Below are 14,631 nucleotides of genomic sequence, written 5' to 3' on the forward strand. Positions count from 1 at the left end.
CAACTCCGCGTCCTTGAAACGGTAAAGTGTGAGTTTAATACAGAAGGAGACATTCCCCGATGGCAAATCAAGAAAAGGGGGGCACAACTGCGGGCATTCTCGTTTCGGGCGTGGTGTTCGTCGCCTTCAACCTGCGACCCGCCCTCACTTCCGTCGGTCCCTTGGCCGGATCCATCCGCGGGGAGTTGGGGTTGCCCAACCTTGCGATCGGGATGCTCACCACCCTTCCGTTGATCGTTTTCGGTCTCCTGTCCCCTTTGGCGCCGAAAATCGGTCGCCGTTTCGGAAACGAGCGGACCATCTTGATCGGTCTGATCGTGCTGATCGCCGGCATCGTGATCCGTTCCGTTTCCCAAACCTCCGGCTTGTTCCTGGGAACCCTTTGGGTGGGAGTGGGAATCGCGATTTGCAATGTGTTGTTGCCGGGGGTGATCAAGGAGCGCTTCCCCGGAAAGGTGGGACTGATGACCAGTGTGTACTCCACGGCCATGACCACCTTTGCCGCCTTGGGATCAGGGCTCAGCATCCCGGTTGCAGAAGGATTGGAGCTCGGGTGGCGGGGAGCCTTGGGGTTTTGGGTGATCCCCGCGGGAATCGCGGCCATTCTGTGGTGGCCCCAGCTTCACGTCCCCGGCCGGTCTGCGGCTTTGTCCCCCCGGGAAACCGGTTCGCCGGGCCGGCGGCTTTGGCACTCTTCCTTGGCCTGGCAAGTCACGGGCTTCATGGGACTGCAATCCTTCGCTTTTTACACCACGGTGGCGTGGCTGCCGATCATCCTGCAGAACCGGGGGATGAGCGTGACGGATGCGGGCTGGCTTCTCTCTCTGGCACTGTTTGTCGGTGTTCCGGCCACCTTCGTCGCGCCGGTTCTGGCTGAGCGCCTGCCGGATCAGCGGGGCCTCGCCGCGGGGGTCAGTCTGCTCTATTTCCTCGGGTTCGCGGGGCTTTTGGCCGGCGAACATGATGGGGGGTTCGTCATCAGTTCCGTATTGATCGGCTTGGCCCAGGGCGCCTGTGTCAGTCTTTCCTTCGCCTTCTTCGGTTTGAGGACGGCCACCGCCCGTCAAGCGGCGGAGTTATCCGGCATGGCCCAGTCCGCGGGGTACCTGTTGGCCGCGGCAGGCCCCTCCCTGATCGGTTGGCTGTTCGACGCGACGCATTCGTGGACCCCTCCCCTGACGGTGTTGTCGGCCGCTTGCCTCCTGATGCTGTTGACGGGGCTGGGCGCAGGCCGCAACAAACAGGTCGACCCACCGGAGACCGAAGCGGGGTAAAGCGCTTAGTCATCTTCTTGTTTACTTGACATCACCCCGGAAAAAATCCTCCCTTTTTAAGAAGGGAGGACTCAATGAAAGGAGCATTTTCTTTGCAGTGTCCATATCACAAATCATCTTCAATATATTGATAAACCGACTTTTAACATTTTGCAAGGGACTGTAAATAGAGGTTGTGCAAGTAGGGATATTCTATAGGTTGTGGTGCCGGTATTAAGAGAATGGGTATTGGCGGGGTTTGTTTTGAACCGATACCCATTTTACGGTTGTAAACTCATCCAGCGCCCATTCACCGCAATACCTGCCCAAGCCGGAGAATTTTTCTCCTCCAAACGGTACATTGGGCTCTACATTGATGGGTTGGTCGTTAACGTGAATCATGCCGGTTTGGATTTGTTTTGCCACTTTTATCCCTCTTTCAATGGAACCCGAATGAACGGCCCCGCTCAAACCAAAGGGTGTATCATTCGCCACTTGAATGGCTTCTTCTTCGCTGTCAACCGGGATAATCACAGCGACGGGTCCAAAAACCTCGTTTTGTGCGATGGCCATATCATTGGAAACATCCGTAAGAATATGGGGCTCCATTACTTTACCGTTTACTTTCCCCTTTTGAATCAGGTTGGCACCTTCACTTACACTCTGATCGATTAAGCTCAGGATTCGATCCACCTGCTTTTGATTGATAAGGGGGCCTATAACGGTATCACTTTCGGCCGGATTTCCCACCTTGATCTGGGATGCCTTTTCTTTAAACCTTTCAATAAAGGGTTCATAGATTGTTTTATCGACGATAATCCGGTTAATCGCAATACAGATCTGACCTTGGTGCATAAATTTACCGAAACAAGAAGCAGACACAGCCTGATCTACATTGGCGTCATCAAGTACAATAAACGCGTTATTCCCGCCCAGTTCAAGAGCAGGTTTTTTTTTATCAAGGGGAGACACCGTTCTCCATCATCACATCCGGGAACAACCATGACTCCGGTGGATTCCTGACAACGATCAACCCACCGCTTCCAGCGCATCCCCGCTTTCTTCCCCCCGACCCGATTTGGATGCGTTAAAATCGTTTTTTTCAAGAATATAGGAAACGATGACGCCGCCGACAAGTGCCCAGAACGGTGAACTTATTTTCAGAAAATTTACACCGGACATCGCAATGACCAATGCGAAAAAGGTACCCACCTGAAAGCGACGGTCCTGAAACGCTGCTTGGAAGGTATTCACCAACACCCCGATCATGGCCAAACCCGCAACCGTTCCGATGAGAGCCTCGGGCATCGCGGCGACAAAGGAGACCGCAATCCCCGCTGACAGTCCAAAGAGGCCGAAAAGGATTCCATTGACAAACACCGCTGCATACCGGCTTTCTTTTTTGTCTCCCGCTTCATCGGAGGCACAGATCGCCGTCATCGGTCCGGCGATATTTGCATTGTGCCCTCCGAACAAGGAGGCCACCATTCCCCCAACCCCGCTGATCACCGTCATTTCATTGACGGGAGGTCGGTATCCCTGAGCCATCAAAACGCCGGTCGCTTGTGCGTTTTCAGCACCGATGACCAAAAGGGCCAACGGGATGCTGATCGAAATGATGGCATCAAGGCTGAATGATGGACCGGCCAATTGGGGAACGACTCCCCCGATACTGAGCTCCTTGGTTTGAAATTGGCCCACCAGGGCGGCAATCAGACTCGAAGCGAGTAACGCTGACAGAATGGGAGGAATTTTAGCCGTCATTCTCGAGGACAACAAGTAGGCGGCAAGGGCTGATCCGGCGATGATTGGAGCAGACTCCAACGAGGTCACGATTCCGACCCCGAATTTGATCATCGCACCGGCAATCATCCCCATGACGATCGGAACGGGGATCCACTCCATCACCTTTCCGATCAGGCCTGATATCCCGAGAATAAAGACGATGATTCCCGCGACGAAAAACGCACCCACCGCTTCGCTGAAAGGGTAGTTCTTCAGGGCCGCCGCCACCAATACGGCTCCGGGAATCGACCAGGCCCCGGCGATGGGCTGTCGATACTTTACGGAAAGAAAGATTCCCAATACAGCCCCGAAAAAATAAACGGAAAACAACCAAGAGGCGGTTTGCACGTTTGTCAGGCTTCCATTTTGGGCACCGCCGATAATAATCAACGCGGGCCCCGTACAGCCGAAAACCGCGGCCAATGTACCGGCTGAAACCGTTTTGATAGTGAGGTGGCGCGGAATCTCCTTCAACCCTTCCATAAACGGCCTTTTATTCGGCTTCACTGCCATTCACCTCTCTGCCTTCCATGGAATTGGTGATTGCAGATCGGGGATGGACCGACTCCATCCCCGAATCTCAATTCACCGATTATTTCCCCTTGAAATGGGGTTTTCTTTTTTCAACAAAGGCATGAACCCCTTCATGAAAATCTTCCGTACTGCGAAGCATTCCGTAAGCGTACCCCTCAATTTCCAAACCGGCGCTGAGCGGTCCTTCCTGGGAAGAGTTCAACACTCTCTTCAACACGCGGAGAGCCAGAGGAGAAAAACGGTTCAATTCCTCAGCCAGACTTTGCACCTCGTTCTCCAGATCCGCTTGGGGAACAACCGTGGTCAGAAGGCCCCACTGGTGCGCCTCTTCGGCCGGGATTCGACGCGCACGCATGATCATGTCTTTTGCCCGGCCAAGACCCGCGATCCGGGCGATGCGTTGGGTGCCGCCGCTCCCCGGAATCATACCCAGATTTAGCTCCGGAAGTGCCAATTGGGTCGTTTCCGAAGCCACCCGGAAATCACAGGCCATCGCGATTTCCAAACCAACACCGAAGGTGAAGCCCTGAAGTTGGGCGATCACCGGTTTCGGGGAACGTTCCGGAGCAGCCACATTTTTATGCAGGACGGAGAGTTCCTCCGGGTGGCGCTCCAAAAATTCTGCGATGGTTCCCCCGGACGTGAATGCTTTTTCACCCGCCCCTTTGATCACAATCACCCGTACTTCATCATCCTGGTTTAATTGTTCGAAAATCCGGTGGAGGTGGGAACGTCCGATATAGCTGAGGGTATTCATTTTTTCGGGACGATCCAACGTAATGGTTGCGGTTTCTTTTTCAGGATTTTTTTCCACCCGGATATGGTCCCACTTTTCGGTTACGACACTGGATTGGTTCATTGCCATTTAAGATACACCCTCTCGTTTGAGTTCTTTTTCTTCATACTCACCGTTGCGCAACTTGCGGCGCAGAATCTTACCGACCGGGCTTTTCGGAATCTCCGCCACCCATACATATTTCCGGGGGCGTTTAAAGTTTGCCAAGGCGGAATTCTCTTTGCAGTAACGATCCATTTCCTCCTCCGTAACCGTCTCATCCTTCGGTACGACATACGCCGTAACCACCTCTCCCCATTGGTCGTCCGGCAAACCGGCGACGGCCACTTCGGAGACTTTCGGATGTTTGGCGAGAACGTCCTCCACTTCGAGCGGGTGGATGTTTTCACCCCCGGAGATGATCATGTCATCCACGCGTCCTACGACATAAAGATCCCCTTCCTCGTCGATCACCCCCATATCACCGGTAAAGTACCACCCGTCCCGAATGGCTTTCTCTGTGGCATCGGGACGATTCCAATACCCCTGAAAAGCCTCGTCAGATCGAATATTGATGATGACCTCACCGGGCTCGCCGACCGGGACTTGATCCGCCGGCGTGGCCTTTCCTTCCGGGTCGGGGACAACCACCCGGATTTGCTGGTGAAAACCGGCTTTTCCGGCACAACCCGGTTTTTTATCGAGATAATCGCAGATGGAATACGTGTACACCTCTGTGCTTCCGAAGTGATTGATGAAGACCTCGGGCTTCAATTTTTCAAAGCATTCTTCAATCAACGCCGTCGTCATCGCGGCCCCGGCATATCCGAGTTTGCGGAGTGACGACAAATCGTGCCGTTCAAAATCGGGATGGTGGAGGATGCCGTGTACGATGGTGGGTACAAGGTAAACACAGGTAATTTGTTCTTTCTCAAGAATGTGAAGCAACGTTTTTGGATCATAGTCAGGGACCACGACCAGTTTCCCGTTCAGAAAAGCCATGGACAACAGGGAACGCATGCCCATGGTGTGATAGAGAGGCATGACGCCCAGCGTGCTTTCATGATAAACGTATCGGTTTTGGATGATGTGGGCGATGGCCGCACCGTACTCGTTTTTATGAGTGCGCGGTACGCCTTTGGGCCGACCGGTTGTTCCGGAGGTGTAGAGCATCAGACAATAATCGCTGTCGGAAATCTTTGGACGTGCAAAATCTTGATTTCCTTGGGTAAGGAGGTGTTCAAAGGTGATATCTGAGCCATCCACTCCTGCCAGCCCGATCCGGAGCGGTTGATGCTCCTTGGTCGCCTCCAATACCGCCTGCGCACTTGCCGGTTCATATACGACTGCTTTGGCCCCGGAATCCCGCAGGCAATATGCGACTTCTTCGGTGGAGAGACGGAAATTGATCGGCGTGAAAACAGCCCCGATCTTTTGCACGGCCCAATAGAGAATGACCGTTTCCAATCGGTTTTTGGTAACAAGGAGCACTCGATCTCCCTGCTGGATCCCGAAGGCACACAGCCCGGATGCGGCGCATCCGGCCAAACGGTCAAGCTCACTGTAAGTAAGCCTTCGGTCGCCTTCGACAAGGGCCGTTTTGTCCGGATGGCGGGTGACAGCAAACTCAAAAAGCGTGGCCAAATCCAACGGTTGTCCTCCCTCCTCCGCTCAACTTTCGTGGGTGAATTTTGGATTGCGGTTCGCAACCTTTTCGATCGCTTTCACGATCCCTTTGTACCCCGTACACCGACACAAGTGCCCGGAAAGCATCTCTTCAATTTCCTCCGTGGTCGGATGCGGATTGTACTCAAGCAGTTCGGATGCCGAAAGAAGGATGCCGGGAGTACAGAATCCACACTGCAAAGCATGGTGCTCGGAAAAAGCCTCTTGCAGTGGATTGAGATGACCCTCCGTGTCCAGGCCCTCGACGGTACGGATTTCCGCACCGTCCACCTGGACGGCAAACAGCAGGCAACTGCGAACGGCACTTCCGTTCAGAAGGATCGTGCAAGCACCGCAAACGCCATGCTCACAGCCAACGTGGGTTCCGGTCAGACCACAGTCTTCCCGTAGAAAATCGCTTAACAATTTTCTCGGTTCAACCGATTCCACGTATCGGCGACCATTGACTGTAAGACAGATGGTCGTCTGCTCCTTTTTTTTGAGCTTCATCCCGTCCCGCCCCCTTGAATCGCACGTTGATACGCCAGGCGGACGGCTCGCTTGGCAAAAACGCCTGCCAGGTGCCTGCGGTATTCCCGTGAGGCATGAAGATCTTCATCGGGATCCACTTCCGCCTGTACCGCCCGCCCCACTTCTTCGAGCAGCCGGGAGGAGAGTTTCTCCCCGACCAACAGCTCGGTGGCATCCTCACTGAGCACCGGAATGGCGTCCACCCCCCCGAGCGCCAAACGGACAGATGTGATCCGCCTCTGTTCATCGGTGTCGATGAGACAGGCCGCGTCGACCAGTGCAAAATCCCCGTGTCTCCGACTGAATTCTACAAAGGCGTATCCTTGCGGAATCCCTTCGGTCGGGATCTGAATTTCGGTCAACATTTCATTGGGCATAATGTCCGTCGTCAGATACGTGACAAAGAAATCGCTGACCGGGACGGTCCGCTCTTCGTCACAGCTCCGAATCACCGCTTGCGCGTCCAATACGAGTAAGGAAAGGGGGATTTCCGCGGAAGGGTCCGCGTGGACGAGGCTTCCCCCGATCGTTCCCCGATTCCGGGTCTGTGTATGACCGATAAACGGAGCCGCCTCAGCGATCAGCGGGACCTTTTCTTTGACCAGATTGTTCTGTTCCAGGCAACGTTGGCGGGACAATGCGCCGATCTTCATCAGGCCGCTTTCGTAACGAATGGTGTCCAATCCATTCAAGCCATTGACATCGATGATGCACTGAGGGGTGGCCAGCCGCATGTTCATAATGGGTACCAAGCTTTGTCCCCCGGCCAGGATTTTCCCCTCATCTTCGGCTTCGTCGAGAAGTTGGAGCGCCTCATCGACTGTGTCGGGACGATAGTAATCAAAAGATGCCGGTTTCACAGACATCCCCCCTTCCTTTCTTCATCCGGTGATCATGCGGATTTTTGCGATTTCTCCATTTCCTTTTTAATTTTCTTGAAAAAGTCTTTAATAATCAGTTTGGATACACCCCCGAGCATCCTTTGCCCGACGGCGGCGATCTTTCCGCCAACTTCCGCTTGGTATGTGTAAGCCAAGTCGGTGGTCTGTTCCCCATGGGGCGTCAGGTCAAGCACCCCTTCGGCATCGACGAAACCGGGGGCTCCCTTTCCGTGCAAAACCAGCTTGAAATGTCGGGGTGCTTCGATGTCTTCCAGGGATATGTCGGCCTTGTATTTTCCTTTGACGGAGGCGATCCCGATGGCGAGATCGGCGGTGTAGCGGTTCTCCCCCACACGCTCCATCTTTTGGCATCCCATGATGCACGCCTGCAAGACTTCCGGATCGCGCAGTTTTTCAAATACCACCTCGACCGGTCCGTTCAGGTGGATGTTTCCTTTTCCGTTCATTTCTCTCCCTCCAGTATCGGCTGTTTGTTCTCGGCTTTCCGAATCAAGGACCAGATACGGTCGGGTGTCAGCGGCAATGTATCGATGGAGAGGTCGAAGGGTTGAAGCGCATCGGCAACGGCGTTGGCGATCACCACCGGCGCGCTCATGGTGTTCCCTTCCCCGAGCCCCTTCGCCCCCAGCGGGGTGAGCGGGGACGGGGTCTCCAGGTGTTTCACTGTGACCGGTGGGATCTCCGTCGCCGTCGGGCAAAGGTAATCCATGAAACTTCCCGACAGGAACTGACCGTTCGCGTCATAAGCCAGCTCTTCATACAACGCCCCGCCCAGCCCGTGAACCAAGCCGCCCAAGATCTGTCCGTCCACGATCAACGGATTCAACAGCTTGCCGGCATCGTGAACCGTCACATAATCCAAAATATCGATTTGGCCAGTTTCGGGATCCACCTCGACCAGGACGGCATCGGCAACAAATCCGTAGGTGACGGACCCGTTGACGAGATCCTTCTCATCCGGGGGCATCGCCGTGGGAATCGTGAAGAACGCAGTTTCATGAATCCCCGGTTCCACACCCTCCGGCAATGCCTGCGGATTCCAGTGTGCCGATCCGATCAGGCGCCTCAAGGAAACACTCTTCGACGGATCGTCCTTGCCAATGGCCTTTCCATCTTTCAGCTCCAACGCCTCGGACGGCACTTGCAGTTGTTTCCCGGCAATCTCCAGGATTTTTTTCCTTACCTTTTGAGCGGCATGGTACACAGCACTCGAACCGACCGGGGCAAAACGGCTGGAATAACTCCCGGAGGCGACCGTCCAGGGACTCGTCGACGTATCCATCTCCGCGATCACCCGTACGGAGTGGGGATCGACCCCCAATACCTCCCCGACAATCTGGGAAGCGACCGTCTCATGTCCCTGACCGCTCGGGACCGTACTGATCCGAACACTGATCCCCCCCATCGGGTCAATGGAAACCGTAGCCCCCTCCGCGCAACCTGATTTCGGGAGGGATTTTGCCCTTTCCTCCGGGGTCAGCGCCATTGTGATATATCCCATGTTGGACCCCGAGGGCTCCACAATGCAGGCCAAACCAATTCCAAGGTACCGTCCCTCCGCCCGTGCTTCTTTCTGCCGCTTTTTCCATTCGTCATATTTTGCACACTCAAGCACCGTCTCAAAGCCCTTTTGGTAATCGCCGCTGTCGTACATCCCTCCCGAAGCCGTGCGATAGGGAAAGTCGTCTTTGGCGATCAAGTTCTTCCGTATGACGTCCGCCGGGTCCATCCCCAATTGTTTCGCGATCATCGGGATCAACCTCTCCAGGGGGAAGTAATGCTGCGGTCCTCCGTAGCCACGAATCAAGCCCGTGGGGCTCTTGTTGGTCATCACAGCCACGGTGTGCATACGCAAGTTTTTGACTTTATAAGCCCCTGTGGTGTTGGAATGCGTCCGGTACAGAGAAGCCGGTTCTGGAGCACGGATATACCCGCCGACATTGTCCACGATTTTCATCTTTAAACCGGTAATGGTACCGTCTCTCTTCACAGCAGCTTCAATCCAGGTGACACGGTCGGTCCCGCTGGAGCTGGCAAACAGATGTTCTTGCCGGTCTTCGATCCACTTCACCGGAAGGCCTACTTTTTTGGAGACCACGGCCATCAGGACCATATAGGGAAAAACGCCTGATTTAATGCCATAACTTCCACCGATGTCTTTCGGAATGATAATCCGCAGCCGGTTGCTGGGGACCTGCAAAGCGGCGGCCATGACCGATTGCAGAGTAAAGGGACCATGAAAGTTGGACCAAATGGTAAAGTGGTTTTCGCTGGGGTCATGGTGGGCGATCACACCGTACGTCTCAACCGGAGTGGCGCTGAACTTCGGAAAGTTGAATTTGTGACTGACCACCAGATCGGCCTCGGAAAACGCACCGTCCACGTCGCCGTAGTCAAACGTGCGGTCGTTTGCGATATTCGTCCCCACTTGATCGTGCAGAACAGGAGCGTCGGGCTCAAGGGCTTTTTCAATGTCGACCACGGCCGGAAGCGGTTCGTATTCGACCTCGATCGCATCCAGAGCGTCTTCAGCCAAATACCGGTTTTTTGCCACCACGACGGCAACCGGTTCCCCGGCAAAACGAACTTTCTCCACAGCCAACGAATAGTATTCGACCGGTGCTGTGACCCCAACGGGGAACGGTTGGGTCCACCGCGCGACGTCCCTCCCTGTCACCACACCTTTGACCCCGGGCATTTGTTCTGCCCGTTCCGTATGGATTCCCTTTATCCGTGCATGGGGATAAGGACTTCGGAGGATGGCTGCATGGTGGAGATTTGGGAGGGGTTGTAAATCTTCCATATAGGTCCCCCGTCCCGTCATCAAACGGGCATCCTCCGTCCTTCGGATCCGTCGACCAATCGTTTTCATTCGCTTTGTCCTCCTTTCACGATGACCCGTAAATAATCTTCCAGCGTATCCACATCCTCCAAAGGAGGAACTTCCGCAGGAACCCGTACGCACTGATCCGGATGTTGATGGATGATCGATTTCGCGCCCTGATCCCCGGTCAGCCGCAACAAATCGGGAAAACAGGATGGGTCGAACAGGACCGGGTGCCCCGGTTGCCCTTGATATACCGTTCGTACAATGATGTTATCGGTTCTGCCGGCGGATTCGATCACCCTCTCCACCACAAAAGGGTCAGGCAAGGTGGGTCAGCGAGAAGAATCGCTGCTCCGGAAGCGGTCTCGGGCAAATATTTCACTCCTGTCCGGATCGAGGAGCTCATTCCGAGATGGGCTTCTTCGTTCCAGCAGATGTGTACGGGGAGATCGCGCAATTCATTTTCCATCTCCGGAAACTGTGTGTTCAGGACAACACAGACACCGGCTGACCGTACGGCCACCGCCTTTTTCTCGACATGCCGGAGCATGCTTTGAAACGGCACGTCAGATCCCGGCCTCTACACCCACAGGATCCGGTACCCGTTCATGAATGGGACCTTTTCGCAGACGGAGCGGCCGACCGCTGCGTCCGCTCCTGGATGCAACCACTTCCGATAAAATACTGAGCGCGATCTCCTCCGGAGTTTCGGCCCCGATATCCAAGCCCACGGGAGCGTGGAGTTTTTCCAACATCCCCTTGGTAAGCGGCACTCCCTGTGACTCGATGTCGCGTAACAGCTTTTCGGTTCGTTTTCTGGGCCCCAATACCCCCAAATACGGAAACGGATAAGGAAGTAATTTACCAAGAAAAAGGCGGTCTTGCTGGTAATGGTGGGTCATGATGACAACGCTTGTGGCCTTATCCGGAGCGACTCCTTCCACGAATTCACCCCTGGGAAGCAACACCACGCGATCCGCCGGGGGAAAACGCTTTGAATTGGCATATTCCGGGCGATGATCGACAACCGTGACATGCCAGTCAAGCAGTTTCGCTTTTTTCACCAGTGGCAGAGCATCCGCTCCCCCTCCGAATATCAACAATCGGGGAACCGGTTTCATCGTTTCGATATAACATGCGACGTTGATCCGCTCTCCTTTATGCGTCTTCATCGTCACCTGAACCAGCTTCGAACGGTCCGCCTCCCGAAGACAGGAGGCAACTCGCGCCGCTTCCTCCCAACCTTCTGTGTGAACGCTTCCATTTTGTCTGTCTGATATCCGTTGGGTTCCAGGCGGGATCCGATCCCCTTCGGATTGGATCACGGTCATCACGGAAAAAGGAGCCGTTGCCGTCAGTTGCTTGCGGAAGACATTCAACAACCCTTTCGCCATGGAAGGGTTGCGAACCGGGTCAAAGGGTTGAAGCCAGATTGAAAGTGATCCATTGCATCCCAGACCGAGTCCCCAAAGCAGATCCCCTTCCCCCCGAAAATCATACTTGATGGTTCGTGGAGCTCCCTCTTGTAAGACGGATTGAGCGTGTTCATAAATATCCTCTTCGACACACCCTCCACTTAACGTTCCAATGATTCTCCCGGAGTTGAGGATCAAGCTTTTAGCCCCGACCTGTCGGTAGGTGGAGCCCCCGGTGTCAATAATCGTCGCCACAACGGCCGGGGTTTTGCTGTCCCAGTGCAGCTTCAACTCTTTATAAAGGTCCACCATCTTCCACCACCATTCCGTCGTACGATCTATACCAGGCTGCCTTGATTTTGCCCATGCTTTCCATTTGTCAGATAATCACCGCTTGCTTATAATCATAGAAAACATTTAAATATTCTTGTTTTAAAATCTTCGCATCACCCATTTCAACTTTTTGCTCCAGCCTGATGATGTTGAAAGCGGTTTCCTGTGTGGCGAAATAAGGATTTGCCAAAGCAGAAAACCATCAAAGCGTTAATTTGTATCGAAGGGGACGGTGTGATGAATCTGGGAAGACTTTTCGAATTCGCTGCTGAACGGCATCCGGAACGGGTGGCTCTCGTTCAGGACAAGCGGCGTTGGACCTATGCACAGTTAAACCAAGAAGTAAATCGCATGGCTGTTTCCCTGCAAAAATTAGGCCTCGGCAATGGCGACCGAATAGCCGTCTTGATGAACAATCGAATGGAAATGATGGTACTGTTTTGGGCCGCACAAAAAATCGGAGCTGTATTCGCTCCGATCAATATTCGGCTTTCGGCCGAAGATATAAAATATTGTGTGAATGATTTGGAAGCAAAGGCCTTGTTTTTTGAAAGGACCAGCTACCATGCAGCCATTAAAGACATCCGGGATCAATTAAACGAAAGACCCGTCTTTATTGGTTTGGATGACGAAGGAGCCGACTTATCTTACCCGGAGTTAATCCGACAGGGCCAGGATACATTTGAAGCGGTTCACCTCGGCGGTGACGATTTATCCGTGATCCTCTATACTTCGGGAACGGTGGACCGTCCAAAGGGAGTTCCCCACAGTCACAACAACGAATACGCATCCGTGACAGCTCACATCATCCAACAAGGTTATGAACCATTTGACAGTACATTGGGTGCCATTCCGCTGTATCACACGATGGGTCTGCATTGCTTTCTGTCCATTATGATGTTGAACGGGAAATTCGTCGTGGTTCCGGAGTTTGACAGCTATGAGGCCGCTCAAAAAATAACGGAAGAGGGAATCAGCTGCCTTTACCTGACACCGACCATGTACCACGATATGGTAAATGATACCCGGATGGAGGATTTTGATTTTACTTCACTCCGGACGATCGGCTACGCCGGATCACCGATGTCTAAAACGTTGATTTCCAAATGCGACCAACTCTTCCGCCCGGAAAAGTTTGTCAATCATTACGGAAGCACGGAAGTTTATACGTTTACAACCTGTACCGATGTCCGAAAAAAACCGGGTTGCGCCGGAAAACCGGGGATTCATCAGAATATTCGATTGGTCTCTCCGGACACCGAGGGGAATTCAGAACCGTCGGATATCGTCTCCCCGGGGGAGATGGGGGAAATTATTGTCGATACCCGCTCGGTCGAAGCCTTTAAAGGGTATTGGAACCGTCCGGACGCAACACGTAAAGCCATCCGGAAAGGATGGTATTTTACCGGAGACCTGGGAGTGTTTGACGATGAAGGGGAATTGTATGTCATCGGCCGGCTAGACGAGATGATCCTTTCCGGGGGCGAAAACATTCACCCCCATGAGATCGAGTCCGTACTCTCTGAACATCCCGCCGTGAAAGAGGCTGTCGTTATCGGAGAACAAGACGATCGATGGGGGCAGATTATTTCCGCTTTCATCGTTCCCAAAGACCGGTCGGTCACGGTACAGGATTTGGATCTCTTCTGCAAAGAACATCAAAAGTTGTCAAACTATAAACGACCGAGAAAATACGTATTTGTTTCCGAAATTCCCCGAATGCCCTCTGGGAAAATTCTTCGCCGAAAACTGCGAAACAGGGAGATGATCCATCTTCTCAACGAGGAGGGATCCACTTGGCCGAATTATTAGTCGTAGATAACGAGATCGAGAGCCGCCAGGCTGTTTGTTCCATTGTTGAAGGAAGCCAATACCATTACCTGACGATTTATGAAGCGGAGACGGTTTCTCAGGGAATATCCATTCTAAAGCGTGTTCGACCCAATGTGGTGATCATGGATCTGTCTTTGCCCGACCAAGATGGTTTCGTACTCGGAAAAATGGCGCTTGATCTGTATCCTCAAATACCCATTATCGTTTTAACACAGTTAAAGTTGTTTCATACGGTACAAACTTGCATCAATATTGGCTTTTCCGCGTATTTATTAAAACCCGTCTTAAAAAGCGAATTATTGTCCGTTTTTGATCGATGGATGATCCGCGAAATGAGCAAAGAAGTCGATGAATGGATACCAAAGAACCATATTTCAGATGAAGTGGAAACCGACTTTGCCAATCCCATTCAGACAGCTCTTCGATACATTCAGGCAAAGTATCAAAAACCGATCACGTTAAAGGAAGTGGCAAATCATGTCTATCTGAGTCCTTCCCATTTCAGCCGCCTGTTCAAATCGGAAACGGGTGTAACGTTTATTGAGTACCTTACACGTTACCGAGTAGAAAAATCGAAGGGGTTGCTCAAAATGACCTCCCTTCCAGTCGAGGTCATCTCGGATTACTTGGGCTTTACAAGCGCAGGATACTTTTCCACGACATTTAAACGTCTGGAAGGCAAAACACCGAGTGAATACCGAAAAATATTTTCCAAATTCAAGAAACCGATATGACTATTATGCGAGGCCGTTTAAGCCAAGGGAGATGGCTTTCTTCC

At 53.1% G+C, this 14,631-nt stretch carries 11 protein-coding genes and 2 pseudogenes; 3 read left to right on the forward strand and 10 right to left on the reverse strand.

What is annotated here, in order from left to right; all coding sequences use genetic code 11:
* Positions 1-59 precede the first annotated feature (59 nt).
* Positions 60-1,274: a CynX/NimT family MFS transporter gene (locus C8P63_RS05885; protein ID WP_108022419.1), complete on the forward strand. Its 1,215-nt coding sequence runs from the start codon at positions 60-62 to the stop codon at positions 1,272-1,274.
* Between the two features lie 213 nt (positions 1,275-1,487).
* Here C8P63_RS05885 and C8P63_RS05890 read toward each other — a convergent pair.
* The 10 genes and pseudogenes from C8P63_RS05890 to C8P63_RS05940 all read right to left on the reverse strand — a co-directional run.
* Positions 1,488-2,207: pseudogene (locus C8P63_RS05890) on the reverse strand (aldehyde dehydrogenase family protein); the annotation flags it as partial.
* A 75-nt stretch (positions 2,208-2,282) separates the two neighbouring features.
* Entirely contained in the window at positions 2,283-3,545 is a 1,263-nt protein-coding gene (locus C8P63_RS05895) for a benzoate/H(+) symporter BenE family transporter (protein ID WP_245920724.1), read from the reverse strand.
* Between the two features lie 85 nt (positions 3,546-3,630).
* Positions 3,631-4,437, reverse strand: coding sequence for an enoyl-CoA hydratase/isomerase family protein (locus C8P63_RS05900; protein WP_108022422.1), 807 nt, complete (start codon positions 4,435-4,437; stop codon positions 3,631-3,633).
* Positions 4,438-5,997: a class I adenylate-forming enzyme family protein gene (locus tag C8P63_RS05905; protein ID WP_108022423.1), complete on the reverse strand. Its 1,560-nt coding sequence runs from the start codon at positions 5,995-5,997 to the stop codon at positions 4,438-4,440.
* A 21-nt stretch (positions 5,998-6,018) separates the two neighbouring features.
* On the reverse strand, positions 6,019-6,522 hold the full coding sequence (locus C8P63_RS05910; RefSeq protein WP_108022424.1) for a (2Fe-2S)-binding protein: 504 nt from the start codon (positions 6,520-6,522) through the stop codon (positions 6,019-6,021).
* Positions 6,519-7,403, reverse strand: a complete 885-nt coding sequence (locus C8P63_RS05915) for an FAD binding domain-containing protein (protein ID WP_108022425.1) — start codon at positions 7,401-7,403, stop codon at positions 6,519-6,521. Before C8P63_RS05915 ends, C8P63_RS05910 begins: the two co-directional genes overlap by 4 nt.
* A 32-nt stretch (positions 7,404-7,435) precedes the next feature.
* Entirely contained in the window at positions 7,436-7,891 is a 456-nt protein-coding gene (locus tag C8P63_RS05920; protein WP_108022426.1) for an SRPBCC family protein, read from the reverse strand.
* On the reverse strand, positions 7,888-10,317 hold the full coding sequence (locus C8P63_RS05925) for a xanthine dehydrogenase family protein molybdopterin-binding subunit (RefSeq protein ID WP_108022427.1): 2,430 nt from the start codon (positions 10,315-10,317) through the stop codon (positions 7,888-7,890). The genes C8P63_RS05920 and C8P63_RS05925 overlap by 4 nt, the downstream gene beginning before the upstream one ends.
* A pseudogene (locus tag C8P63_RS19985) lies at positions 10,314-10,822 on the reverse strand (nucleotidyltransferase family protein). The gene C8P63_RS05925 and the pseudogene C8P63_RS19985 overlap by 4 nt, the downstream one beginning before the upstream one ends.
* 16 nt (positions 10,823-10,838) lie before the next feature.
* Positions 10,839-11,999 carry an XdhC family protein gene (locus C8P63_RS05940; protein ID WP_108022430.1) on the reverse strand — a complete coding sequence of 387 codons (1,161 nt, stop codon included), beginning with the start codon at positions 11,997-11,999 and terminating at the stop codon, positions 10,839-10,841.
* Between the two features lie 258 nt (positions 12,000-12,257).
* On the opposite strand from C8P63_RS05940, the gene C8P63_RS05945 reads away from it, so the two are divergent.
* On the forward strand, positions 12,258-13,832 hold the full coding sequence (locus tag C8P63_RS05945; RefSeq protein WP_108022431.1) for a class I adenylate-forming enzyme family protein: 1,575 nt from the start codon (positions 12,258-12,260) through the stop codon (positions 13,830-13,832).
* A complete protein-coding gene (locus C8P63_RS05950; RefSeq protein ID WP_108022432.1) occupies positions 13,817-14,587 on the forward strand; it encodes a helix-turn-helix domain-containing protein in 771 nt (256 codons plus the stop codon). Before C8P63_RS05945 ends, C8P63_RS05950 begins: the two co-directional genes overlap by 16 nt.
* Positions 14,588-14,631: the final 44 nt, after the last annotated feature.

Origin of the sequence: Melghirimyces profundicolus (assembly GCF_003054245.1) — a bacterium.
In the GTDB taxonomy this organism is placed as follows: domain Bacteria; phylum Bacillota; class Bacilli; order Thermoactinomycetales; family DSM-45169; genus Melghirimyces; species Melghirimyces profundicolus.

Excerpts from the sequence above, each read along its gene's own strand:
- C8P63_RS05945 (WP_108022431.1), top strand. The coding sequence starts at position 12,258 with ATGAATCTGGGAAGACTTTTCGAATTCGCTGCTGAACGGCATCCGGAA.
- C8P63_RS05910 (WP_108022424.1), bottom strand. The coding sequence starts at position 6,522 with ATGAAGCTCAAAAAAAAGGAGCAGACGACCATCTGTCTTACAGTCAAT.
- C8P63_RS05925 (WP_108022427.1), bottom strand. The coding sequence starts at position 10,317 with ATGAAAACGATTGGTCGACGGATCCGAAGGACGGAGGATGCCCGTTTG.
- C8P63_RS05885 (WP_108022419.1), top strand. The coding sequence starts at position 60 with ATGGCAAATCAAGAAAAGGGGGGCACAACTGCGGGCATTCTCGTTTCG.
- C8P63_RS05920 (WP_108022426.1), bottom strand. The coding sequence starts at position 7,891 with ATGAACGGAAAAGGAAACATCCACCTGAACGGACCGGTCGAGGTGGTA.
- C8P63_RS05900 (WP_108022422.1), bottom strand. The coding sequence starts at position 4,437 with ATGGCAATGAACCAATCCAGTGTCGTAACCGAAAAGTGGGACCATATC.
- C8P63_RS05940 (WP_108022430.1), bottom strand. The coding sequence starts at position 11,999 with ATGGTGGACCTTTATAAAGAGTTGAAGCTGCACTGGGACAGCAAAACC.